23 protein-coding genes, 4 tRNA genes and 1 other annotated feature are annotated in these 22,849 nt (G+C 51.7%); of the genes, 7 read left to right on the top strand and 20 right to left on the bottom strand.

What is annotated here, in order from left to right; genetic code table 11:
- Nucleotides 1-404: 404 nt before the first annotated feature.
- From clpB to rluD, 3 genes are all read right to left on the bottom strand, one after another.
- Nucleotides 405-2,978 carry an ATP-dependent chaperone ClpB gene (clpB, locus tag DFO57_RS12245; RefSeq protein ID WP_014605184.1) on the bottom strand — a complete coding sequence of 858 codons (2,574 nt, stop codon included), beginning with the start codon at nt 2,976-2,978 and terminating at the stop codon, nt 405-407.
- A 125-nt stretch (nt 2,979-3,103) separates the two neighbouring features.
- Nucleotides 3,104-3,832, bottom strand: coding sequence for a purine nucleoside phosphorylase YfiH (yfiH, locus tag DFO57_RS12240; protein WP_110015381.1), 729 nt, complete (start codon nt 3,830-3,832; stop codon nt 3,104-3,106).
- Nucleotides 3,829-4,809, bottom strand: coding sequence for a 23S rRNA pseudouridine(1911/1915/1917) synthase RluD (gene rluD, locus DFO57_RS12235; protein WP_013026884.1), 981 nt, complete (start codon nt 4,807-4,809; stop codon nt 3,829-3,831). The genes yfiH and rluD overlap by 4 nt, the downstream gene beginning before the upstream one ends.
- Nucleotides 4,810-4,938: 129 nt before the next feature.
- Here rluD and bamD point away from each other — a divergent pair, with 129 nt between their 5' ends.
- From bamD to pheA, 4 genes are all read left to right on the top strand, one after another.
- Complete coding sequence (gene bamD / locus DFO57_RS12230) at nt 4,939-5,670, top strand: outer membrane protein assembly factor BamD (RefSeq protein ID WP_013026885.1); 732 nt, start codon at nt 4,939-4,941, stop codon at nt 5,668-5,670.
- A gap of 277 nt (nt 5,671-5,947) precedes the next feature.
- Nucleotides 5,948-6,280, top strand: a complete 333-nt coding sequence (gene raiA, locus DFO57_RS12225) for a ribosome-associated translation inhibitor RaiA (protein ID WP_013026886.1) — start codon at nt 5,948-5,950, stop codon at nt 6,278-6,280.
- A gap of 100 nt (nt 6,281-6,380) precedes the next feature.
- Nucleotides 6,381-6,504, top strand: a sequence feature (Phe leader region).
- Nucleotides 6,382-6,429 carry a hypothetical protein gene (locus DFO57_RS22755; RefSeq protein ID WP_193372328.1) on the top strand — a complete coding sequence of 16 codons (48 nt, stop codon included), beginning with the start codon at nt 6,382-6,384 and terminating at the stop codon, nt 6,427-6,429. It overlaps the preceding feature by 48 nt.
- A 22-nt stretch (nt 6,505-6,526) precedes the next feature.
- Nucleotides 6,527-7,690, top strand: coding sequence for a bifunctional chorismate mutase/prephenate dehydratase (pheA, locus tag DFO57_RS12220; protein WP_105077311.1), 1,164 nt, complete (start codon nt 6,527-6,529; stop codon nt 7,688-7,690).
- 36 nt (nt 7,691-7,726) lie between these two features.
- On the opposite strand, the gene tyrA is transcribed toward pheA, so the two are convergent.
- Nucleotides 7,727-8,848: a bifunctional chorismate mutase/prephenate dehydrogenase gene (tyrA, locus tag DFO57_RS12215; protein WP_014594413.1), complete on the bottom strand. Its 1,122-nt coding sequence runs from the start codon at nt 8,846-8,848 to the stop codon at nt 7,727-7,729.
- A 6-nt stretch (nt 8,849-8,854) separates the two neighbouring features.
- Complete coding sequence (locus DFO57_RS12210) at nt 8,855-9,934, bottom strand: 3-deoxy-7-phosphoheptulonate synthase (protein ID WP_014605181.1); 1,080 nt, start codon at nt 9,932-9,934, stop codon at nt 8,855-8,857.
- A 285-nt stretch (nt 9,935-10,219) separates the two neighbouring features.
- Here DFO57_RS12210 and DFO57_RS12205 point away from each other — a divergent pair, with 285 nt between their 5' ends.
- Nucleotides 10,220-10,750 (top strand): GNAT family N-acetyltransferase, encoded by a 531-nt coding sequence (locus tag DFO57_RS12205; RefSeq protein WP_110015380.1) that lies wholly within the window; start codon nt 10,220-10,222, stop codon nt 10,748-10,750.
- Between the two features lie 18 nt (nt 10,751-10,768).
- Here the strand turns inward: DFO57_RS12205 and DFO57_RS12200 are convergent, their stop codons facing one another.
- The 6 genes from DFO57_RS12200 to ffh all read right to left on the bottom strand — a co-directional run bounded on the left by DFO57_RS12200 (nt 10,769) and on the right by ffh (nt 15,125).
- Nucleotides 10,769-11,323, bottom strand: a complete 555-nt coding sequence (locus tag DFO57_RS12200) for a hypothetical protein (RefSeq protein ID WP_088900475.1) — start codon at nt 11,321-11,323, stop codon at nt 10,769-10,771.
- Between the two features lie 295 nt (nt 11,324-11,618).
- Nucleotides 11,619-11,966, bottom strand: a complete 348-nt coding sequence (gene rplS, locus DFO57_RS12195; protein WP_013026892.1) for a 50S ribosomal protein L19 — start codon at nt 11,964-11,966, stop codon at nt 11,619-11,621.
- Nucleotides 11,967-12,008: 42 nt separating this feature from the next.
- A complete protein-coding gene (gene trmD / locus DFO57_RS12190; RefSeq protein WP_014594415.1) occupies nt 12,009-12,770 on the bottom strand; it encodes a tRNA (guanosine(37)-N1)-methyltransferase TrmD in 762 nt (253 codons plus the stop codon).
- A 35-nt stretch (nt 12,771-12,805) separates the two neighbouring features.
- Nucleotides 12,806-13,354, bottom strand: a complete 549-nt coding sequence (rimM, locus tag DFO57_RS12185) for a ribosome maturation factor RimM (protein WP_014594416.1) — start codon at nt 13,352-13,354, stop codon at nt 12,806-12,808.
- A gap of 18 nt (nt 13,355-13,372) precedes the next feature.
- A complete protein-coding gene (gene rpsP, locus DFO57_RS12180; RefSeq protein ID WP_007893313.1) occupies nt 13,373-13,621 on the bottom strand; it encodes a 30S ribosomal protein S16 in 249 nt (82 codons plus the stop codon).
- A gap of 142 nt (nt 13,622-13,763) precedes the next feature.
- Nucleotides 13,764-15,125, bottom strand: coding sequence for a signal recognition particle protein (ffh, locus tag DFO57_RS12175; RefSeq protein WP_013026896.1), 1,362 nt, complete (start codon nt 15,123-15,125; stop codon nt 13,764-13,766).
- 189 nt (nt 15,126-15,314) lie between these two features.
- Between ffh and DFO57_RS12170 the strand changes: the two genes are divergently transcribed.
- Together DFO57_RS12170 and DFO57_RS12165 are read left to right on the top strand one after the other, a co-directional pair.
- The gene (locus tag DFO57_RS12170) at nt 15,315-16,112 is read left to right on the top strand and encodes an inner membrane protein YpjD (protein ID WP_013026897.1); all 798 of its coding nucleotides are present in this window, start codon (nt 15,315-15,317) and stop codon (nt 16,110-16,112) included.
- A 17-nt stretch (nt 16,113-16,129) separates the two neighbouring features.
- Entirely contained in the window at nt 16,130-17,416 is a 1,287-nt protein-coding gene (locus DFO57_RS12165) for an HlyC/CorC family transporter (RefSeq protein ID WP_013026898.1), read from the top strand.
- Nucleotides 17,417-17,597: 181 nt separating this feature from the next.
- Here the strand turns inward: DFO57_RS12165 and luxS are convergent, their stop codons facing one another.
- The 9 genes from luxS to csrA form a co-directional block, all read right to left on the bottom strand.
- A complete protein-coding gene (gene luxS, locus DFO57_RS12160; RefSeq protein ID WP_013026899.1) occupies nt 17,598-18,113 on the bottom strand; it encodes an S-ribosylhomocysteine lyase in 516 nt (171 codons plus the stop codon).
- Between the two features lie 151 nt (nt 18,114-18,264).
- On the bottom strand, nt 18,265-19,869 hold the full coding sequence (gene gshA / locus DFO57_RS12155; protein ID WP_110015379.1) for a glutamate--cysteine ligase: 1,605 nt from the start codon (nt 19,867-19,869) through the stop codon (nt 18,265-18,267).
- 31 nt (nt 19,870-19,900) lie between these two features.
- Nucleotides 19,901-20,329: a YqaA family protein gene (locus tag DFO57_RS12150; protein ID WP_014605177.1), complete on the bottom strand. Its 429-nt coding sequence runs from the start codon at nt 20,327-20,329 to the stop codon at nt 19,901-19,903.
- A complete protein-coding gene (gene yqaB, locus DFO57_RS12145) occupies nt 20,326-20,892 on the bottom strand; it encodes a fructose-1-phosphate/6-phosphogluconate phosphatase (RefSeq protein ID WP_024471530.1) in 567 nt (188 codons plus the stop codon). Before yqaB ends, DFO57_RS12150 begins: the two co-directional genes overlap by 4 nt.
- A 750-nt stretch (nt 20,893-21,642) precedes the next feature.
- Nucleotides 21,643-21,719: transfer RNA gene (locus tag DFO57_RS12140), tRNA-Arg, on the bottom strand.
- 189 nt (nt 21,720-21,908) lie between these two features.
- Nucleotides 21,909-21,985, bottom strand: a tRNA-Arg gene (locus DFO57_RS12135).
- 134 nt (nt 21,986-22,119) lie between these two features.
- Nucleotides 22,120-22,196: transfer RNA gene (locus tag DFO57_RS12130), tRNA-Arg, on the bottom strand.
- An 8-nt stretch (nt 22,197-22,204) separates the two neighbouring features.
- Nucleotides 22,205-22,297, bottom strand: a tRNA-Ser gene (locus tag DFO57_RS12125).
- 283 nt (nt 22,298-22,580) lie between these two features.
- Nucleotides 22,581-22,766 carry a carbon storage regulator CsrA gene (gene csrA, locus DFO57_RS12120; protein ID WP_006120718.1) on the bottom strand — a complete coding sequence of 62 codons (186 nt, stop codon included), beginning with the start codon at nt 22,764-22,766 and terminating at the stop codon, nt 22,581-22,583.
- Between the last annotated feature and the right edge of the window lie 83 nt (nt 22,767-22,849).

Raw genomic sequence — 22,849 nt, 5'->3', positions numbered from 1 at the left:
TCGTGAGGCTTTGATATTTTTTACGTCCGGAGACGCTGATATCAATCCTGCGAGTGCCCACACAGATTGTCTGATAAATTGTTAAAGAGCAGTGCGAGCAGCGGGTTAACCGTCTGTCGCGAGGTGGCGTATATTACGCTTTCCTCCTTCAGAGTCAACCTCTTTTTCAGAAGTTTTTCTCCGGCGGAAACTCCTGGGAGCCTCCTGCTGAACACCGCGTTACGTAAGCCGTTGTGCCGTGTCAGTGGAGGCGCATTATAGGCAAATATTTTAGGCTGACAAGCGCTAATTCAAATAAATCTTTCGAGTGATTACTTTCCAGGCAATACGCTTTAAAAAAAGCCAAAACCACAGATTCCGCGTACAAAAAACGGGCGTAACGCCCGTTTTTAATAAATATGCCTTTACTGGTGGGCAGTAATGACGTCGTCTTTTACGTCCATCTCTATCACTTTGCCCGGGACCAGCTCACCAGAAAGAATCTGCTGTGCCAGTGGGTTTTCTATCTGCTGCTGGATAGCGCGTTTCAGTGGACGCGCACCGTAAACCGGGTCATAACCGTTTTCGCCCAACAGTTTGATCGCCGCATCAGAGATATGCAGCTGATAGCCTCGGTCTTCCAGACGTTTGTACAGCCGCTGCAGTTGAATCTGTGCAATAGACGCAATGTGTTTTTCACCCAGCGGATGGAACACCACTACCTCGTCAATACGGTTCACGAACTCTGGACGGAAATGTTGACCCACTACGCCCATCACCAGATTTTTCATCTCGGGATAATTCAGATTGCCGAAACGTTCCTGAATTAAATCTGAGCCCAGGTTAGAGGTCATGATCACGACCGTATTGCGGAAATCAACGGTGCGCCCTTGTCCGTCCGTCAACCGGCCATCATCCAGAACCTGCAGCAAAATATTGAAGACATCGGGATGCGCCTTCTCGATTTCATCCAACAGGATCACAGAATAAGGACGACGGCGAACCGCTTCAGTCAGATAGCCGCCCTCTTCATAGCCGACATAACCCGGAGGTGCGCCCACCAGCCGCGACACAGAATGTTTTTCCATAAATTCTGACATGTCGATACGAACCATCGCATCGTCACTGTCGAACAGGAAGTTAGCCAGTGATTTACACAGTTCCGTTTTACCCACACCTGTTGGGCCCAGGAACAGGAACGACCCGACAGGACGATTAGGATCGGCCAGACCTGCGCGGCTACGGCGAATGGCATTGGAAACCGCTTCAACCGCTTCATCCTGTCCGATGACTCGTGAATGCAGTTCCTGCTCCATGCGCAGAAGTTTGTCGCGCTCCCCTTCCATCATCCGGGCGACCGGAATACCGGTCCAGCGCGCCAGAACATCGGCAATCTCAACGTCCGTTACGCGGTTACGCAGCAGCTTCATCGTCTTGCCTTCAGACTGTGTAGCGGAAGCCAGCTGTTTCTCCAGCGCCGGGATCTTGCCGTACTGCAGTTCAGACATCTGTGCCAGATCGCCTGAGCGACGTGCCTGCTCAAGGGTAAGGCGCGCCTGCTCCAGCTCCGCTTTGATATTCTGCGTGCCGGTCAACGAGGCCTTTTCCGCTTTCCACTCTTCTTCCAGCTCGGCATATTCACGCTCTTTCTGGTTTAGCTCGGCTTCCAGCATATCCAGACGTTTGACGCTGGCATCATCAGATTCTTTCTTTAACGCCTGCTGTTCCAGCTTCAGCTGAATAATACGGCGCTCCAGACGATCCAGCGCTTCCGGCTTGGAGTCAATCTGCATACGGATACTGGATGCCGCCTCATCAATCAGGTCAATCGCCTTATCTGGCAACTGGCGATCGGCTATGTAGCGATGAGAAAGCGTTGCTGCCGCGACGATAGCCGGGTCAGTGATCTGCACATGATGGTGCAACTCATAACGCTCTTTCAAACCCCGCAAAATCGCGATGGTATCTTCAACGCTGGGCTCTGCCACAAACACTTTCTGGAAACGGCGCTCCAGCGCTGCGTCTTTCTCGATATACTGGCGATATTCGTCCAGCGTGGTAGCGCCGACACAGTGTAACTCGCCGCGCGCCAGCGCAGGTTTTAGCATATTGCCGGCGTCCATTGCACCATCTGCTTTACCCGCGCCCACCATGGTATGCAGCTCATCAATAAACAGAATGACGTTGCCTTCCTGCTTAGACAGGTCGCTGAGCACGCCTTTCAGACGCTCTTCGAATTCACCACGGTATTTAGCCCCTGCCACCAGCGCGCCCATATCCAGTGCCAGCACACGGCGGCCTTTCAGCCCTTCCGGCACTTCACCATTGATAATGCGCTGCGCCAGCCCTTCGACGATGGCGGTTTTACCTACGCCGGGCTCACCAATCAACACGGGGTTGTTTTTAGTACGACGTTGCAGTACCTGGATGGTACGGCGAATCTCTTCATCACGCCCAATCACCGGATCGAGCTTGCCTTTCTCGGCGCGCTCGGTGAGATCGATCGTATATTTCTTTAAAGCCTGACGCTGATCTTCAGCACCCTGATCGTTCACGTTGTCGCCTCCACGAAGTTGTTCAATCGCTTTGGTGAGCTTTTCGTTGGTGACGCCTGCGGATTTCAATATGTCCGCCAGCGAGCCACGTGAATCCAGGGCTGCCAAAACAAATAATTCTGATGAGATAAAGTTGTCGTTGCGCTTCTGTGCCAGCTTATCGCACAGGTTAAGCACTCGGATCAGGTCGGATGATGGCTGCACATCTCCGCCGCTGCCTTCTACCTGCGGCAAACGGTCAATAGCCTGATCAATTTGCGTACGTAACGATGCTACGTCAGTACCGGCTGAGGACAACAGGGGCGCAACGGAACTCCCTTCCTGCTTGAGCAACGCGCTCATCAGGTGCAAGGGTTCAATAAACTGGTTATCCTGTCCTAAAGCCAAAGACTGCGCGTCGGACAGAGCGAGTTGAAATTTATTAGTAAGACGATCCAGACGCATAATTCCTCCCATTACAGGTCAAATGCTACTGGAGATTAAAATGAGGTCATTCCTCAAATATTCAAGGTTAATGACCTGAAAAAGGACTAAAAAACGCTCTGTCTGGATCGTCTTACGGGCTAAGACTATAACAGCCAAATTAAAGTTGCCATACGGCCGGTGATGCCATCCCGACGATAGGAGAAAAAATCGTCCTGCTCGCTAAAGGTACAACGTGAATCCGCACTCACTGATTTCACGCCTGCAGCATGGAGCCGCTGACGGGCCAGTAGCAAGATATCCGCGTAGAATTTTTCCCCCGCCGGACGAAAAGCGGCAGCTGCCTCAGGATCGTGATTCATAAACGCGCGACGCACTTCTGCACCGACTTCGAACGCATCAGGACCAATGGCCGGCCCGAGCCAGGCGTGAATATTGCCGGGCGCAGCCTGAAACTGTGCCAGGGTATTTTCCAGTACGCCGCCACACAGCCCGCGCCATCCTGCATGAGCCGCAGCAACTTCACGGCCGTCATCCGAACAAAACAGCACAGGCAGGCAGTCAGCCGTCATGATTGCACATACCACGCCCGTTTCCCGCGTAATACAAGCATCTGCCTGTCGCGGCGCGGTTCCCCCTGCGCTCAGGCAGGCAACGTCGGTTGAATGAACCTGCTCCAGCCACTGCGGCATCGCGGGCAACGCCGCAAGCGCTATCAGCCGCTCACGGTTGGCTGCCACATGATGCAGCTTGTCACCGACATGGCTGCCGAGATTAAGCGAACGCCAGTTCCCCTCGCTCACGCCGCCCTGCCGTAATGTTGAGACGGCACGCACCCGATCGGGTGCCGGCCATTGTGGAATAATCAGGCTCATAGCCAGTCCAGCTGATCCTTGAACATCTCTGTATCCGCTTTCAGCGCATCAATCAGATCAATCATGTCCTGAGGTATCGCGGCGTGGAATTCCATCTCAATCCCAGAGATAGGATGGTAAAGCCGGAGCATCGTCGCATGCAGCGCCTGGCGATCAAACCCGCGCAGCGTGGTAATAAAGTCTTCCGATGCGCCTTTTGGCGGACGCGGACGGCCACCGTAAAGCGGGTCGCCCACCAGAGGATGATTAATGTGCGACATATGCACACGGATCTGGTGCGTACGGCCGGTTTCCAGGCGCAGACGCAACCGCGTATGAGCACGGAAATGCTCCATGATGCGATAGTGAGTGACAGCCGGTTTCCCCATGGGATGCACGGACATATGCGTACGTTTAGTCGAGTGACGGCTAATCGGTTCATCGACCGTGCCGCCAGCAGTCATCGTACCGATGGCGACCGCTTCATATTCACGTGTAATTTCACGGCGCTGAAGGGCGTCGACAAGGTGCGTTTGCGCCGGGACGGTTTTCGCCACGACCATCAGCCCGGTTGTATCTTTGTCCAGGCGATGAACGATGCCCGCGCGCGGCACATCGGCAATGGCGGGATAGTGATGCAGCAGCGCATTGAGTACGGTGCCATCAGGATTGCCCGCGCCCGGATGCACCACAAAGTCACGTGGTTTATTGATGACAATGATATCTTCATCTTCGTAGACGATATCCAGCGGGATATTTTGGGGTTCCCAGCGCTGCTCTTCTTCGATCTCAGCATCGATGGTCACGCGCTCGCCGCCGAGCACTTTTTCTTTCGGCTTATCAGTCACAGTGCCGTTGACACTGACGCGCTGGTTAAGGATCCACTCTTTTATGCGGGAACGTGAATAATCAGGGAACAATTCCGCCAAAGTTTGATCTAAACGTTGTCCGAGTTGTGATTCGGATACCGTTGCGGTGAGTTGAACTTGTTGTGCCATATACAGCTTCTTCGTTAACGTTGGGTTTTACGGCGATGCCGTTTAATATAATGTGCTATCGTACCTGGTCATTACCGGGAGCTATACGGACAGCTTCCGCCATAACATTTTGAGGATAATCACTTCGTCATGACGCGTATGAAATATCTGGTGGCTGCAGCCACACTGAGCCTGGCACTTGTTGGTTGTTCCGGCTCAAATGACGCGGTACCGGACAACCCGCCTTCTGAAATCTATGCTACAGCGCAACAAAAGCTGCAGGACGGTAACTTTAAAGCGGCGATTAAGCAACTGGAAGCGCTGGATAATCGTTACCCATTCGGTCCCTATTCGCAGCAGGTTCAGTTGGATTTGATCTACGCGTACTATAAAAATGCCGATCTGCCGATGGCGCAGGCTGCCATCAGCCGCTTTATGCGTTTAAATCCTACGCATCCTAATATCGATTACGTCATCTATATGAAAGGGCTGACGGATATGGCGCTGGATGATTCGGCATTGCAGGGCTTTTTCGGCATCGACCGTTCCGATCGCGATCCTACCCATGCTCGTGATGCATTCCGCGACTTTGCACAGCTGCTGCGCAGCTATCCAAACAGCCAATATGCAGCCGATGCCTATAAACGTCAGGTCTATCTGAAAGACCGTTTGTCAAAATATGAGCTTTCAGTGGCGCAATTCTATACCAAGCGTGGGGCCTATGTCGCGGTTGTTAACCGTGTTGAAGGCATGATGCGCGATTATCCGGACACGCAGGCGACGCACGATGCGTTACCGCTGATGGAAAACGCCTATCGCCAGTTGCAACTGAACGCCGAGGCGGATAAAGTCGCAAAAATTATCGCAGCAAACAACGACTGAGACGTTCGCGCGTTGAGCCACAAAAAAAGCAGCCCTGGAGGCTGCTTTTTTATGCGCATAAAACAGGCAAAATGTTGATTTACCTGTTGAGCTAACTTATCAAGAATGCCTTGATAAGGTGTTAGCTTCAAGGCTTTTCGGCCACATTCTCGCCCTTTCTCACAATTTGCTGTAGTTGACAAAAAGTGACATTTTTTTGTGATCAAAATCACACATCTACAGAGATATCGCGCTATGCTGGATCTATTCAGACGGCAATCACAGAGAGGTAAGCATAATGATCGTGAATATTACCAGTAAGCAAATGGAAATTACTCCAGCCATCCGTGAACACGTCGAAGACCGTCTCGCCAAGCTAGAAAAGTGGCAAACCGACCTGATTAACCCGCATATCGTTCTGTCGAAAGAATCCAAAGAGTTTGTGGCAGACGCCACGATTAATACGCCAAACGGTACACTGGTCGCCAGTGCCAAACATGACGATATGTACACTGCTATCAACGATCTGATAGGAAAACTCGAGCGCCAACTTAATAAAGTGCAGCACAAATCTGAAGCGCGCCGCGCGGCCACCAGCGTTAAAGACTTTACCCCCGCCGCCGAAGAGTAAGTTTTGTCCTCACCTTCCTGACGCGCCTACGGGCGCGTTTTTTGTTGACAGCTTTTCATCTGTGCGGTTACTCTCAGAACAGCTTATTTTTGGAACCTGTCATGAAAACACTGTCGTTTTTCTTCGCTTTCTTTTTTACCTTCCCCTGACTGGGAGGCCATTCGTCGTGTAAAAAGAAAGCGAAGACGAACAACAAAGCCTCCCAACCGGGAGGCTTTTTTATTGGATAGCTTACAGGTGAGCCTTATGACCCCGGACAATCCGCTTCTGGCACTGCGTGATAAAATCAGCGCCGTTGATGAAAAACTACTAACGTTACTCGCTGAACGGCGTTTGCTGGCTGTGGAGGTTGCAAAGGCGAAGCTGGCAACGCACCGCCCTGTCCGCGACGTCGAACGTGAACGCGCACTGATTGAGCACCTCATCGTACTGGGTAAAAAACATCAGTTGGATGCGCACTACATTACCCGCCTGTTTCAGTTAGTGATTGAAGATTCGGTTCTGACTCAGCAGGCCTTGCTGCAAAAAAACCTCAACCATACGCATGCTCATGCGGCCCGCATCGCCTTCTTAGGCCCGAAAGGCTCTTACTCTCATCTGGCTGCCCGTCAGTATGCCGCGCGTCATTTCAGTAACATGATTGAATGCGGTTGCCTGAAATTTCATGACATTATCAAGCAGGTGGAGAATAACGCGGCGGATTACGCCGTCTTACCGATCGAGAATACCAGCTCCGGTTCAATCAACGATGTGTACGACCTGCTGCAACAGACCAACCTCTCTATCGTAGGGGAACTGACGCTTCCGATTGAGCACTGCATGTTGGTCAGTAGCCAGAGCGACCTGGAACAGATTGAAACGGTCTACAGCCATCCGCAGCCTTTTCAGCAGACCAGCCACTTCATTAACCGCTTCCCGCACTGGAAGATTGTCTACACCGAAAGCACCGCCGCTGCCATGGAAAAAGTGGCCGCGCTCAACTCACCTAAGGTCGCGGCGATCGGTAGCGAAGCCGGTGGCGAGCTGTATCAGTTACAGGTGCTGGAGCGTAATCTGGCCAACCAACAGCAGAATCACACACGCTTTATTGTCCTGGCCCGTAAGCCCATCGAAGTATCCGATCAGATTTCGGCGAAAACGACGCTGATCATGGCAACCGGCCAGCAGGCGGGTGCACTGGTTGACGCACTGTTGGTCTTGCGCCAGCACAACCTGATTATGAGCAAACTGGAATCCCGGCCTATCAACGGTAACCCGTGGGAAGAGATGTTTTATCTGGATGTGCAGGGCAATCTGCAGTCTGAAAAGATGCAGCAGGCATTAGAAGAGCTGAGGGCAATGACGCGTTCGTTAAAAGTACTTGGCTGTTACCCCAGCGAAAATATCATTCCCGTTGAACCCGACAAGTAATCAGTAAAAAGGCATCCAACTGGATGCCTTTTTAGCTTATGGCCGGCTGTCGTTCGCCGAGCGCAGCAGGCTTCGGCTCTCAACCAAAAAGCGTTTGGCGTGATCGCCAAACCACTCTTCTACCCGGTTGAAGCTGGCAATAAAGGCGTTTTTGTCACCTTGTTCCAGCAGGGCAATGGCTTCACCAAAGCGCTGATAATAACGTTTGATAAGGTTCAGGTTATTTTCAGACGACATAATGATATCCGCATACAGCTGCGGATCCTGTGCAAACAGGCGCCCCACCATTGCCAGCTCAAGCCGGTAAATGGGCGAGGACAAAGCCAGGAGCTGATCAAGATTGACATTCTCTTCAGCCAGGTGAAGGCCATAAGCAAAAGTCGCGAAATGGCGCAGCGCCTGGATAAATGCCATGTTCTGGTCGTGTTCTTCTGCCCCAATGCGATGCAGGCGCGCTCCCCAGACCTGTATCTGCTCCAGAAACCACTGATAGGCTTCCGGCTGCCGCCCATCGCACCAGACCACAACCTGCTTGGCAAGACTGCCGCTGTCCGGCCCGAACATAGGATGCAGACCGAGTACCGGTCCCTGATGCGCCGCCAGCATCGCCTGTAGGGGGCGATTCTTGACGGACGCCAGATCCACCAGGATACAGTCATCCGGCAGCGCAGGGAGTTGTTGAATCACCTGCTCGGTCAGATGGATAGGCACGCTGATGATCACCATACCGGCATCGCTGAACAGCGTTTCCGCCCGATCCCAGTCATCTTTATCCAGCGTTTTTACCTGGTAGCCCGACAGCGTCAGCATTTTATTAAACAGGCGTCCCATCTGGCCATTACCGCCGACGATCACCACCGGACGTAACTCGGGACGCAGGGTTTTAAACCCTTTATCATTTTCGCTGGTATAGGATTCTCGCATGACGCGGCGCAATACGTCTTCAATCAGATCGCCAGGCACGCCCAGCGCTTCTGCCTCTTTGCGACGGGACGCCAGCATAGAAGCTTCCCGCTCCGGAACATAGATTGGCAAACCATGGCGGCTTTTAACTTCGCCGACTTCCGCTACCAGTTCCAGACGTTTTGCCAGTAGATCCAGCAGTGCTTTATCTACCGTATCAATTTGTTCGCGTAATGCCGTTAATTCAGCCACCATTGCCCACTACACCTCGTGTGAAAGACGCGCCGACAGAACCTCGTTTAGCTCATCATGCATTTCGCGCAGTAACGCCTCGGTGACGTTCCAGTTGATGCAGGCATCGGTAACAGAGACGCCGTACTTCATCTCACTGCGCGGCTGCTCGGAAGACTGATTGCCTTCACTAATGTGGCTTTCCAGCATCAGGCCAATAATCGAACGGTTGCCTTTCTTGATCTGATCGATGGCCGATTGCGCGACGCCAGGCTGACGGCGGTAGTCTTTATCAGAGTTACCGTGGCTGCAATCTATCATTAAGGCCGGGCGGAGTCCCGCTTTAAGCATGGCCGTTTCACATTGTGCCACGTCTTCCGGACTGTAGTTTGGTGCTTTGCCGCCGCGTAAAATAACGTGTCCGTCAGGATTTCCCTGTGTTTGCAACAGGCAAACCTGGCCTGACTGATTGATACCCACAAACCGATGAGGCATTGCCGCCGCGCGCATGGCATTTATCGCCGTACCCAGGCTGCCGTCGGTACCGTTTTTAAAGCCCACCGGCATTGACAGGCCTGAAGCCATTTCACGGTGGGTTTGTGATTCCGTCGTGCGTGCGCCAATCGCCGACCAGCTAAACAGATCGCCCAAATATTGCGGGCTGTTTGGATCCAGCGCTTCCGTCGCTAACGGCAAGCCCATATCGACAAGATTCACCAGCAACTCACGGGCAATGTGCAAACCCGCTTCCATATCAAATGAGTTATCCATGTAAGGATCGTTAATTAACCCCTTCCAGCCAACGGTCGTGCGGGGTTTCTCAAAGTAGACGCGCATAACAAGGTACAGGCGATCTTTCACCTGCTCAGAGAGGCTTTGCAGACGACGCGCATAATCCAGAGCCGCTTCTGTATCGTGAATTGAGCATGGGCCACAAACCACCAACAGGCGGGAATCACGGCCTGCAATGATATCCGCAATTGTCTGGCGCGAGGCGGCGATTTGCGCCTGCTGCGCATTGCTCAACGGGAATTTCGTTTTAAGCTCTTCGGGAGTAATCAACACCTGCTCATTGGCGATATGAACATTGTTTAACGCGTCTTTTTGCATCGTCCTGTCCTTTACACTCATTTATGCGGTCACGGGATCCTCATGGAGGAGAGATGAAACTGTATCATAATGAGTACACTCGACAATCCCTTATGTACACTTTATTTACCATCAAAAATAAAAAACCTGAAAAAATCAACAAAATACATTTAATATCAATGAATTAAAAAAATAAAAACACAATCAGTCAGGCTGTCATTGTGTAAATATAAATATACACAACATCTGTTCCACCACCGAAATCCCCCTGTTAATATTGATACGTTAACTGACAAGGACGAAAACATGATCCAGACCACCGCAGCCATTCGCCTGCGTCCTTTTGATCTAAGCGATATTGAGGCCTTCACCGTAGCCGTTAATGACTCTTTGGATACGTTATTGCCCTGGATGAGTTGGGCGCATCCGGATTATCAGCCGGATGAAGCCGAAAGCTGGATTCGCTTTACACACTTACAACGCGTACTTAAAGAAGCGGAAGAATTTGCCATCGTGGATGCCCAGAACCGCCTGTTAGGTGGTGCAGGCTTTCGCTTTGCTAAAAAACCGGGAGAGTTTTGCGCTTTGGGGTACTGGGTTCGCAGTGACGCGCAATGTCAGGGTGTTGCCACGCAAGCGGTAAAGCTGTTACTGGAATTTGGCTTTGCGCGCCCGGATGTACAGACAATAGAACTGCTGGCGGTGGAGAATAACTTCGCCAGCAGACGTGTAGCGGAAAAGAGTGGCGGGCGCTTTATCGATTACCGTTATGGTTTAATTGTTTTAGACAGCGGGCCGGTCAACGCGGCGATCTATCATTTCCAGCGCCCCTCATGAAAAGGCATGAGATCGTACTCAGCGGTCGTAGGCCTCAACATAAGCGACAAGCCAGCTGTTAACGTCCATGGTTTTCCCGGTATTACGCAGAATGATAATGCCGGATTCGATCCGTACCAGTTCGAATGCGCGCATCTCTCTGTGGAAATGACAATAGCCTTTGATAAACATCCCATCGCAGGACTCCACATCCACGCGCCGGTAAGCCACCTTACCCTCGTAGTCAAAATAGCTGAAGCCGATCTCTTTTAGACTCAGCCAGGGCATATCAACCTCGACCAGGGGCACATGCGCCGTCACCGCCGTGGACGTTTTGTTCTTACATGCCAGTTCTTTTTTGTGTTCGCGGCCTGCCCAAACAAGGATCACGTTAGCCGCCACAAAGATAAGGGCCGGACCATACAACCCCAGCGCAAGAAAAAGGGGAAACAACACGAATCCCATGCTTACCCAGACCGCGGTCAGGCAGCGGCAAAGCCACTTATGCTTGTTGCCTTCCAGTGCATATCGGGCTGAATAGAATGAGGCGAGCGAAAACATAAAGCCGGAAACTAAAAAAACGACGTCTTTCAAAACCTGTCCTTAGGGCAATGAGATTGAATAAGAGAATAATCGGTTGTGTCCGATGACGAGCAGATTGCGTTACGCAGCATCCCGGCGGTTGGCATGCACAGCATCGCAAAGATACCTGTTCTGTTCCGACAGGTTTTCCTTTATGTGAGACAGCGCTTTGGTCTGGCACACTTTGCCTGCAGATGACGGCAAACATTCGGCGTAGGCATTTTGTAGGCACTGGCATAAAAAAGGGGCTGGCACATTGCCAACCCCTTGTTTGCTATTAACTTTTAGATGTCGCGTTAGCGATACCTTAGTTAAGACGCTCTTTGATACGAGCAGACTTACCAGTACGCTCACGCAGGTAGTACAGTTTGGCTTTACGCACAGCGCCACGACGTTTAACAGCGATGCTGTCAATTACCGGAGAGTGAGTCTGGAAGACACGCTCAACGCCTTCGCCGTTAGAAATTTTGCGAACAGTGAATGCAGAGTGCAGACCGCGGTTACGAATAGCGATAACCACGCCCTCGAATGCCTGCAGACGTTTTTTAGAACCTTCAACGACCCATACTTTCACTTCCACGGTATCACCCGGACGGAAGGAAGGTACGTCCTGTTTCATCTGCTCTTGTTCAATTTGCTTAATAATGTTGCTCATAATTAAATCTCTTATCCTGGGTAAACTGATAGTCAGGGAAGATCACTCTCCCGCATCATCGTTTTGTTGCTGGTGTTCCTGTTGGAACGCCTTAAGCAACCTTGCTTGCTCTTCAGTCAGAGCCAGGTTTTCCAGAAGTTCAGGTCTTCTTAGCCAGGTACGGCCTAGCGACTGTTTCAGGCGCCACTGGCGAATATCGGCATGGTTGCCCGACAGCAAAACTGGCGGAACGTCCATCCCTTCTAACACTTCAGGTCGGGTATAGTGCGGACAATCCAGCAACCCGTCAGAGAACGAATCCTCATCGGCTGACGCCTGTTTGCCGAGTACTCCCGGAATGAACCGGGCAACCGCGTCAATCATCGTCATTGCTGGCAGTTCCCCGCCGCTGAGAACGTAATCACCGATTGACCATTCTTCATCAATTTCGGTCTGGATTACGCGCTCATCAATCCCTTCATAGCGACCACAGACAAGGATGAGCTTGTCTCGTGATGCCAGTTCGCAAACGCCCTGTTGGTCAAGTTTGCGGCCCTGAGGTGAAAGATATATCACCCTGGCACCCTCTCCCGCCGCTGCTTTCGCTGCGGAGATGGCATCCCGTAAAGGTTGTACCATCATCAGCATTCCCGGTCCGCCACCATAAGGACGATCGTCCACAGTACGGTGCCGGTCGTGCGTGAAGTCACGTGGACTCCAGCTTTGAACGCTGAGCAGGCCATTTTTTACTGCCCGGCCAGTTACCCCGTAATCGGTAATAGCGCGAAACATTTCTGGAAACAGGCTAATTACACCAATCCACATTGTCTTCGCCGTTACGTTACCGTTTGATTCGGAGATCAAAAACCAGGATCCCAATCTACTTCAATAAGGCCAGTAGAGAGATCGACTTTCTTGATAACCTGTTCATCAAGAAACGGAATTAACCGCTCCTGTACACCAAACGCATCTTTCAGGTTTGCCTTCACGACGAGAACGTCGTTCGAACCGGTTTCCATCATATCGACGACTTTACCCAGTTCGTAGCCTTCAACGTTGACTACCTTGCAACCCATCAGGTCTTTCCAGTAGTACTCACCGTTATCCAGCGCAGGCAGCTGCGTCGAGTCGACCTGAATTTCGCAATTGGTCAACTGTGCCGCCGCATCCCGATCGTCAATGCCTTTGACTTTGATGATCAGGTCCTGATTGTGGTGCTTCCAACCATCCAGTTCCACCTGCTGCCATTTACCGGCGCGCTGGATAAACCAGGGTTGGTAGTCAAAGATGCTTTCAGCGTCTTCAGTGGAGGAAAACACTTTGAGCCAGCCGCGAATGCCGTATGCCGCACCCATTTTACCCAATACAATCGGGTTAACAGGTGCCTGTGCGGCAAGTTGTCTGCTCATGCTCACCACCGTGACAGATTAAGCTGCTTTCTTTGCTTCTTTGATCAGCGCGTTGACGCGATCAGAAAGCGTTGCGCCCTGGCCAACCCAGTGCTCGATACGATCCAGATCCAGACGCAGACCTTCTGCCTGACCAGATGCGATCGGGTTGAAGAAACCTACGCGCTCGATGAAGCGACCGTTGCGTGCATTGCGGCTGTCAGTGACGACGACCTGATAGAACGGACGCTTTTTAGCGCCGTGACGTGCCAAACGAATTGTTACCATAACATCCTCTTCAGTTAATAAAACACCCGGCCCCCATCGAGGAACGGGGTCCGGGTGCTGTATAAAAAGCCCGAAAATTTTACTCATTTTGGCGCAAAAAGCAACCTAAACCGAGTAATCCCAGGCTTTTTTGTGGAACCCATTAGCGTCCTGGGAAACCTGGCGGCATCATACCTTTCATGCCGCGCATCATTTTCGCCATTCCGCCCTTCTTCATTTTCTTCATCATCCGCTGCATGTCGTCGAACTGCTTTAATAAGCGGTTAACGTCCTGCACCTGCATGCCCGAGCCGGTAGCGATGCGGCGCTTGCGCGAACCTTTGATAATTTCTGGTTTTTCACGCTCTTTGCGTGTCATCGAATTGATGATGGCTTCCATGCGCACCAGCACTTTGTCATCCATCTGCGATTTCACGTTGTCTGGCAGTTGCCCCATGCCCGGCAGCTTGCCCATCAGGCTCGCCATGCCGCCCATGTTGCGCATCTGCTTTAACTGCTCAAGGAAGTCATTGAGATCAAAACCGTCGCCGGTTTTCAGTTTCTTCGCCAGTTTTTCCGCTTGCGCGCGGTCAACTTTACTTTCGATATCTTCAATAAGCGACAGCACGTCGCCCATGCCAAGAATACGCGAGGCAATGCGGTCAGGATAAAAGGCTTCCAGCGCATCGGTCTTCTCGCCCATCCCCATAAATTTGATCGGCTTGCCGGTGATATGGCGAATAGACAGGGCAGCACCACCACGTGCATCGCCATCCACCTTCGTCAGAATAACCCCTGTCAGCGGCAGCGCTTCATTAAAGGCTTTGGCGGTATTCGCCGCATCCTGACCGGTCATGGCATCCACGACAAACAGGGTTTCTACCGGATTAATTGCGGCGTGAACCTGTTTAATCTCGTCCATCATCGCTTCGTCTACGTGCAGACGACCCGCGGTATCGACCAGCAATACGTCATAAAACTTGAGTTTGGCTTCACGCAGCGCGTTGTTGACGATATCAACGGGCTTCTGGCTCAGATCCGAGGGGCAAAAATCCACACCGACCTGCTGTGCCAGCGTTTCGAGCTGTTTGATCGCCGCCGGGCGATAAACGTCAGCAGATACCACCAGCACTTTTTTCTTGTGCTTTTCACGCAGAAATTTACCCAGCTTACCGACACTGGTGGTTTTACCCGCCCCCTGCAGACCGGCCATCAGCACAACGGCCGGCGGCTGTGCGGCAAGATCCAGCGCGTTGTTTTCTGCGCCCATCGCCGTAACCAGTTCGTTACGGACAATTTTGATAAATTCCTGGCCCGGCGTCAGGCTTTTGTTGACGTCGTGGCCTACCGCGCTCTCTTTGACGCGATTAATGAAGTCACGCACCACCGGCAGCGCAACGTCAGCTTCCAGCAGCGCCATGCGCACTTCGCGCAGCGTATCTTTAATGTTGTCTTCAGTCAGCCTTCCGCGGCCGCTGATATTGCGCAGAGTTTGCGACAAACGATCGGTTAAATTGTCAAACATTGTCTCTCACTTAAAAAAAATCGCGAGGCACCATACCGGCAGAATGCGGCGGATTATAACACGAAGCCGAGGCGATCTCTTCACTTCCACCTCAGTTCCTCTTCAATTCCACCTCAGATCGTTTGGAGCCTGCTGCGGCTGGCGCTATACTGCCCTTTTCCTTTATCTGACTGATGCCTGAAAGGAACTATGTCCGTTTTCGCGATTGTGGCGCTGTTCGCCTACTCCCTGAGTCTTGCACTCATCATCCCCAGCCTGTTGAAGCGTCAAAGCGGCTGGCGCAGGTTAGCTGTGCTGTCGGCCTGTGTGGCGTTAGTCACGCACGCTGTCGCCCTGCAGCAGCGTATCTTTGCCGTTGATGGCGGGCAAAATCTTAGCCTGTTGAATATCGGCTCTCTGGTCAGCCTGCTGATTTGTGCAATCATGACCATTGTTGCCTCCCGAAATCGTGGCTGGCTACTGCTGCCGATTGTTTACAGCTTTGCATTAATTAACCTGGCCTTTGCCACTTTTGTCCCGAATGCGTTTATTACGCACCTTGAAACCACGCCCGGCATTATGATTCATATCGGGCTGTCGCTGTTTGCCTATGCAACGCTCATCATCGCGGCGTTGTACGCGTTGCAGCTTGCGTGGATTGATTACCAGCTTAAGAACAAAAAACTGGCTTTCACTCAGGACATGCCACCGCTGCTGACCATTGAACGTAAAATGTTTCACATCACCCAGGTTGGCGTTGTGTTACTGACGCTGGTGCTGTGTACCGGCCTGTTTTATATGCATGACCTGTTCAGCGCCGAAAACGTAGATAAGGCCGTGCTGTCGATTATTGCCTGGTTTGTCTACATCGTTCTGCTCTGGGGCCACTATCATGAAGGCTGGCGCGGTCGCCGCGTAGTGTGGTTTAACTGCGGCGGCGCAGCGCTGCTCACGATGGCGTACTTTGGCAGTCGCGTACTGCAACACCTGCTCATTCACAGTTCTTAATAAAAGGAAGTTTTGCGGTGGAACATGTTTCGACCACGACGTTGATTGTCACACTCATCATTATGGTGTTGGTTTCAGCCTATTTTTCAGGCTCTGAAACCGGCATGATGACTCTCAATCGTTATAAACTGCGCCATCAGGCTAAACATGGCCATCGCGCAGCCCGCCGCGTCGAAAAATTGTTAAAGCGCCCGGATCGCCTCATCAGCCTGGTCCTTATCGGTAATAACCTGGTCAATATTCTGGCGTCCGCCATTGGTACTATCGTAGGGATGCGTTTGTATGGCGATGCCGGTGTCGCGATCGCGACCGGTATCCTGACATTTGTTGTACTGGTGTTTGCAGAAGTGCTGCCCAAAACGGTTGCTGCACTTTATCCAGAAAAAGTCGCTTACCCCAGTAGCTTTCTGCTCGGTCCGCTGCAATACATCATGCTGCCCCTGGTGTGGTTGCTTAACACCATTACCCGACTGCTGATGCGACTGGTGGGCATCCGGGCGGATGGTGCGATCAGTTCAGCACTCAGTAAAGAAGAGTTGCGTACCATCGTTTACGAATCGCGTACGCACATGTCGCGCCGCAATCAGGATATGTTGTTATCTGTACTGGACCTTGAAAAGGTCAGTGTGGACGACATTATGGTGCCGCGTAACGAGATTGTTGGTATTAACATCAACGATGACTGGAAATCAGTCATCCGTCAGTTAAGCCATTCACCGCACGGTCGCATTGTCCTGTTCCGTGATTCGCTGGATGATTGTGTAGGGATGCTGCGGGTGCGCGAGGCCTGGCGCATGATGACCGAGAAAAAAGAGTTTACGAAAGAGATGCTACTGCGTGCCGCCGATGAGATCTACTACATTCCCGAAGGCACGCCGCTCAACGTTCAGTTGGTGAAATTTCAGCGCAACAAGAAAAAGACCGGTCTGGTCGTGGATGAGTACGGCGATATCAAAGGCCTGATTTCGATAGAGGACATTCTGGAGGAGATTGTGGGTGATTTCACGACCTCAATGTCTCCGTCGCTGGCTGAAGAAGTGATGCCGCAAAATGATGGCTCCGTGCTGATTGAAGGTAGCGCGAATATTCGTGAGATCAATAAAGCCTTCAACTGGCAACTGCCTGAGCAGGAAGCGCGTACCATCAACGGTATGTTACTGGAAGCACTGGAAGAGATTCCAACAGTGAACACGCGCGTTCAGGTGAATCACTATGATGTTGATATTCTGGATGTGCAGGACAATATGATTAAGCAGGTTCGCATCACACCACAGACACCGCTCAAGCAATCCGTAGGATCCTGATGCTCATAAAAAACTGCACCTTACTCAGTTGGGTGTCCAACTTTTTGGGTGCAGTTCATTGCAAGGCGGTTTTTTTCGCCTGACCCGCAGGTTTTTGAAAAGCCCGCCGTCGTCATGCAGGCGCTGTTATAAAAAACGCCGCTCATGTGCGGCGTTTTACTGTCCGGACTAACCTAACTGACTAGATGTGCAGCTCTTTCAGTTTTTCGGCAGGCAGTTTCAGATCGTCATTGTGGTTAACACCGATCTCCTGCGCCAGCACGTTGCGGGCAATTTGCTGAGCTTCATCCAGAGAATGCAGTTTATAGCTGCCACACTGATATTCGTTGAGCTCTGGAATCTGGTTCTGATCTTTCACCTTCAGCACGTCTTCCATCGCGCCTTTCCAGGCTTGTGCCACACGTTGCTCGTCTGGTGTACCAATCAGGCTCATGTAGAAGCCTGTGCGGCAACCCATAGGTGAAATATCAACAATCTCTACGCCGTTACCGTTGAGATGGTTACGCATAAAGCCCGCAAACAAATGCTCAAGCGTGTGGATCCCACGTTCAGTCAGAATGTCGATATTGGGGCGACAAAAACGCAGGTCAAAAACAGTAATCGTATCGCCATGGGGAGTCTTCATGGTTTTTGCTACACGCACTGCGGGCGCGGCCATGATGGTGTGATCAACAGTAAAACTATCCAGTAATGGCATACGTCACCTCTTGGTCTGAAAAATTTTTTGAGAACGATGAAACTTTTCCGATCGCCCAGCGTCTGAATATATGAAAGACGCGCATTTGTTATCATCCATCCCTGACAACAGAGATGTTAATTTGGCCACATTGATGTGGCCTTTTTCTTTTCTACCCTTCCCGGCCAGCCAGATAGGTTTCAAAATCTAACGTATCATTCGCTTCAAGCTGCTGCTGCGCGGCAACGGACGCCTGTGCCTGACGCGCAAAGTCTTCCGGCTTGAGCACTTCCAGTTGCTCGTTAACCAGCAACTGCTGATACTGCTCTGCCAGAGCGATGCCCGTTCCCGTCACGCCGCTTTCTTTCATGGCTTTAAGAATACGCGCCGAATAGGTTAGCTCAGGATCGTCGAAGGATGCTACCAGTTCGTCACAGACTTGCTGATATTCTGTTGTGCCTTGATTGCTGTCCAGCGCTTCCGCAACGCGGCGCAAATCAGCAAACAGTGTCTTGCCGACCTCGACCAGTGAATACTCTGCTTCACCGCAGCCGACTGCAATTTTCAGATCGGGTTTGCGCCCTTCCAGCACCACGCGATTCCAGTTCTGCCGACTGCACTGCAATTCATCAGAACTCATCTCTGGCGCATCTGCCAGCGTGCACCAAATCAGGAACAGATCCAAGAACCGCACCTGGTTTTCATCCACCCCGATGGGCGAGAAAGGGTTAATGTCCATTGAGCGCACTTCGATGTACTCGATGCCGCCACGTTGCAGGGCATCGGAAGGCGCTTCACCGGATCGGGTAACGCGCTTGGGACGAATCGGCGCATAGAGCTCATTCTCAATCTGCAGGACGTTGGTGTTCAGCTGCAACCAGTTTCCGTCTGCATCCCGCGTGCCCATCTTCACGAAGTCTTCAGAAGGCGTTTTAATCGCTTTTTTCAAGGCGCTGACATAACCCTCAAGAGAGTTAAAGGTAATACCCAGCGAGCTCTGCGACTTATTGGTATAGCCCAGGTCACTCAGACGCAGCGAAGTGGCATAGGGGAGCCAGAGCGTACCTTTATTATCGGTGTCAAACGGCAGTGCGCTCTCGCCGCCCTGCAGGAAACTGGAACAAATTGCAGGCGATGCGCCAAACAGATAAGGGATGATCCAGCCAAAACGATAGTAGTTGCGGATCAGCCGCAGATAACCGGCAGAAATGGTTTCTTTACCGCTTTCATAATCTTTTACGTCCGCCCAGGCCTGCCAGAAGGACAGCGGCAGCGAGAAGTTGTAATGGATACCGGAGATGGTTTGCATCAACGCACCATAGCGGTTCTTTAATCCCTGACGGTAAAGGGTTTTCATACGACCGATATTGGATTTGCCGTATTGTGCCAGCGTAATTTTATCCGCATCTTCAATCAGGCAAGGCATGCTGAAAGGCCACATGCGCTCTTCACCGAGTTCGCGGGCAACATGACGATGAACGTCACGCAAAAACGCCAGCATGTGATCGATGCTGTGATCAACCGGGGTAATGAACTCCAGCAGCGTTTCAGCAAAGTCGGTGGTGATCCAGTCATGCTTAAGCGCCGACCCCAGTGACTCTGGATGCGCGGTCGTCGCAAGATGACCATCTGGCTGCACACGCAGCGTTTCACGTTCAATGCCACGGCCAATGCCTTTAAGTGCATCAGGATGCGCTTCCAGCCAGGATAACGCTTTTGATACGTCGGGGATCACATTAACCTCCCGCTGTGTGAATAATTTATTTTTGTTCAGCATAGTGTTAACCCTAGCCCCGAATCAGTACGAATCAATGCCACCATTCCATGCCCTGTAATGTGGCGGTCGCAATAACGATATAACGCAGCGTTTTACCGATAGCCAGAAACAGTATCGAGGGCAACCAGCCAAAGCGTAACCAACCTGCAAGAACGCAGAGCAGATCGCCTACAACCGGTAGCCAACTAAACAACAGTGCTGCCGGCCCCAGCCGTTGCAACCACGTCATCGCTGTCTCATGCCATCGCCCCTGACGTTTTAACGGCAATAAGCGACCCAAAATTATGTTGGTCAAGCCACCCAGGGTATTCCCTAACGATGCGACTAAAATCAACCCATAAACTGATGCGCTTTTCGCGATCAGTAGTGCAACTAACAGCGCCTCTGAGCTACCCGGAAGTAACGTCGCACTGAGAAAGCTGCTACTCAATAAAGACACATAAGCCAGTGTTTCGCTCACAGCAGGCGAACATCAACCACGGCCATCCCTGCGGCCTTCGCTGCCTGCACGCCAAAATCAGCGTCTTCGAACACCACACAGCGCTCTGGTGCGATGCCCATCAGCGCAGCACAGCGTAGAAAGGTATCGGGCTCAGGCTTGTGACGCTGCACGTCGTCGGCCCCCACCACAGCAGAAAAGAGATCTCTGACACCCAACTGGCTGAGCAGCGCATCAGCCATAGCGTGCTCACTGCCTGTACCCACAGCCAAAGGGCGGCGACCATAGTACGCCTTGACGACCTCCATGAGCGGAAGCGGCTGCACGTTATCCAGCAGCATCGCTTTTACCGCTGCTGTTTTTTCAGCGGCGAGCAAATAAGGATCGCGATCTGAATTATTGGTTTCAATAATGAACTTCGCCAGTTGCCATGAGGGCGCACCGTTGAACGCCGTTACGCGCGCTTCATCGAACGCCAGGCCATAGCGTGACAGCACCTGACGCCACGCTTTTCGATGTGTCGGTTCAGTATCAAGAATAGTACCGTCCATATCGAAAATCAGGGCGTCGTATTGATCGTAGATTGTCACTGAGGACCTCCAACAAATGAGCCATTACTTTAGCTGAATGTGCGTAGGTTGTCGCCAGGCGGGATGAACAGCAAATGCTTTGAAAGCATTAGCTATTTTAGTTTTCAGATAAAGGTGATCGGGTTGGAAAGCCTGTAAGGTCGCGAATTCCCTGTGATTTTAGCAGCGATGCAGAAGGTAAGCGCTATGCCAGGAATGTTATCAAGGATTAACAATGTTCAGCAGAAAATGTATCACCACAATCAATGTGATTCTGGCACAAGATCGCGACTACGCTCACGCCTTAAAGCCCGAACGCGTTCAGGCCGCATAAACCGAAGCTTGCGCGACACAGGTGTGGTTTGAGGGCATTCAGGTGAGGCGTTCTCAGATCGTCTGAGTAAACAGAGAGAACGAACAGTGTTGTCCTGCGCCTGATAACACGATGGCTTCACAGGTCATATGCTGGGGATTTCGGCCAGAAGATTCGCAAGACAGTCCCTGCGTAAGGATGACTCGGCTGACGCCTTGCCCTTCGGGCCGTTGCTGAAGCAACGTTATCCTCCCTGGCTCTGCCTGACAAATCGACTATGTCTTACAGACCAGGAATACACGTCCATACCGAAAAATATGGTGCATCCGGGAGGATGACTCGGCTGACGCCTCGCCCTTCGGGCCGTTGCTGAAGCAACGTTATCCTCCCTGGTGTTCGCTGTGATGACACCTGATTATGACAGAGAGGTTTCGCTTGAGCATTGCAGAATATGGTGCATCCGGGAGGATTCGAACCTCCGACCGCTCGGTTCGTAGCCGAGTACTCTATCCAGCTGAGCTACGGATGCACAGGAAAGCTTTTATGGACTGGCAGAAATCAACCTGAGGGTAATACGAAGAATGGTGTATCCGGGAGGATGACTCGGCTGACGCCTCGCCCTTCGGGCCGTTGCTGAAGCAACGTTATCCTCCCTGGCTCTGCCTGACAAATCGACTATGCCTTACAGACCAGGAATACACGTCCATACCGAAAAGTATGGTGCATCCGGGAGGATTCGAACCTCCGACCGCTCGGTTCGTAGCCGAGTACTCTATCCAGCTGAGCTACGGATGCATTATGAAATTCTTGTACAACGCAGGGTGCTAACGACTCACCATGAAGGAATTGCTAGTTCACTTTACAACTCTGTTCCGACAATGTTTTCTGCGGCGCTTCGCCTGACATCAACATATCCATATTCAACGATATGGTGCATCCGGGAGGATTCGAACCTCCGACCGCTCGGTTCGTAGCCGAGTACTCTATCCAGCTGAGCTACGGATGCATCGGAAATGGCGGTGAGGGAGGGATTCGAACCCTCGATACAGCTTTTGACCGTATACTCCCTTAGCAGGGGAGCGCCTTCAGCCTCTCGGCCACCTCACCTTACGCGTTCTTCCGAACTGCGCTTCTGAACTTGTTTCTGCTCATCGGCACTGCGTGGCGCACATATTACTTTCCCGCACTTATAAGTCAAACAATTTTTCGGAAGGTTTTTTCCGTTTGCACAAATGACAGGCAATTGGGACAAAATGACCGCAAAAAGAGTGAATAATCAACAATCAAAGATGATGAAGTTAACAAAAAGGGTAGATAACGAGGAAAAAGAAAAGGCGAGACGGCGGGAACAAAGGGTAGCGTCTCGCACAGGTGCGAGACGCTGAATCTGTCAAACGTTGGTTTGTTGCGTTTTTTCGGCCTGGATGCGCTGATAAATCTCTTCGCGATGCACAGACACTTCTTTTGGTGCGTTAACACCAATGCGGACCTGGTTACCTTTGACGCCCAGTACCGTTACAGTCACCTCATCACCGATCATGAGGGTTTCACCAACTCGACGAGTTAGAATAAGCATTCTTTGCTCCTTGAAAGATTAAAAGAGTCGGGCTTGATAAAGCTTCCCGGCGTTATCCATCACTTAACGCTGTACACAGGCTA

It is taken from the genome of Pantoea sp. AG702 (assembly GCF_003182295.1).
Classification (GTDB): Bacteria; Pseudomonadota; Gammaproteobacteria; order Enterobacterales; family Enterobacteriaceae; genus Pantoea; species Pantoea ananatis.
Note: the sequence above shows the minus strand (reverse complement) of the source record. Positions and strands in the feature narration are given on the sequence as shown.

Bases quoted from the DNA above. Each gene is read 5' to 3' on its own strand.
- clpB (WP_014605184.1), bottom strand. From the start codon at position 2,978: ATGCGTCTGGATCGTCTTACTAATAAATTTCAACTCGCTCTGTCCGAC.
- yfiH (WP_110015381.1), bottom strand. From the start codon at position 3,832: ATGAGCCTGATTATTCCACAATGGCCGGCACCCGATCGGGTGCGTGCC.
- rluD (WP_013026884.1), bottom strand. From the start codon at position 4,809: ATGGCACAACAAGTTCAACTCACCGCAACGGTATCCGAATCACAACTC.
- bamD (WP_013026885.1), top strand. From the start codon at position 4,939: ATGACGCGTATGAAATATCTGGTGGCTGCAGCCACACTGAGCCTGGCA.
- raiA (WP_013026886.1), top strand. From the start codon at position 5,948: ATGATCGTGAATATTACCAGTAAGCAAATGGAAATTACTCCAGCCATC.
- pheA (WP_105077311.1), top strand. From the start codon at position 6,527: ATGACCCCGGACAATCCGCTTCTGGCACTGCGTGATAAAATCAGCGCC.
- tyrA (WP_014594413.1), bottom strand. From the start codon at position 8,848: ATGGTGGCTGAATTAACGGCATTACGCGAACAAATTGATACGGTAGAT.
- DFO57_RS12210 (WP_014605181.1), bottom strand. From the start codon at position 9,934: ATGCAAAAAGACGCGTTAAACAATGTTCATATCGCCAATGAGCAGGTG.
- DFO57_RS12205 (WP_110015380.1), top strand. From the start codon at position 10,220: ATGATCCAGACCACCGCAGCCATTCGCCTGCGTCCTTTTGATCTAAGC.
- rplS (WP_013026892.1), bottom strand. From the start codon at position 11,966: ATGAGCAACATTATTAAGCAAATTGAACAAGAGCAGATGAAACAGGAC.
- trmD (WP_014594415.1), bottom strand. From the start codon at position 12,770: ATGTGGATTGGTGTAATTAGCCTGTTTCCAGAAATGTTTCGCGCTATT.
- rimM (WP_014594416.1), bottom strand. From the start codon at position 13,354: ATGAGCAGACAACTTGCCGCACAGGCACCTGTTAACCCGATTGTATTG.
- rpsP (WP_007893313.1), bottom strand. From the start codon at position 13,621: ATGGTAACAATTCGTTTGGCACGTCACGGCGCTAAAAAGCGTCCGTTC.
- ffh (WP_013026896.1), bottom strand. From the start codon at position 15,125: ATGTTTGACAATTTAACCGATCGTTTGTCGCAAACTCTGCGCAATATC.
- DFO57_RS12170 (WP_013026897.1), top strand. From the start codon at position 15,315: ATGTCCGTTTTCGCGATTGTGGCGCTGTTCGCCTACTCCCTGAGTCTT.
- luxS (WP_013026899.1), bottom strand. From the start codon at position 18,113: ATGCCATTACTGGATAGTTTTACTGTTGATCACACCATCATGGCCGCG.
- gshA (WP_110015379.1), bottom strand. From the start codon at position 19,869: ATGCTGAACAAAAATAAATTATTCACACAGCGGGAGGTTAATGTGATC.
- csrA (WP_006120718.1), bottom strand. From the start codon at position 22,766: ATGCTTATTCTAACTCGTCGAGTTGGTGAAACCCTCATGATCGGTGAT.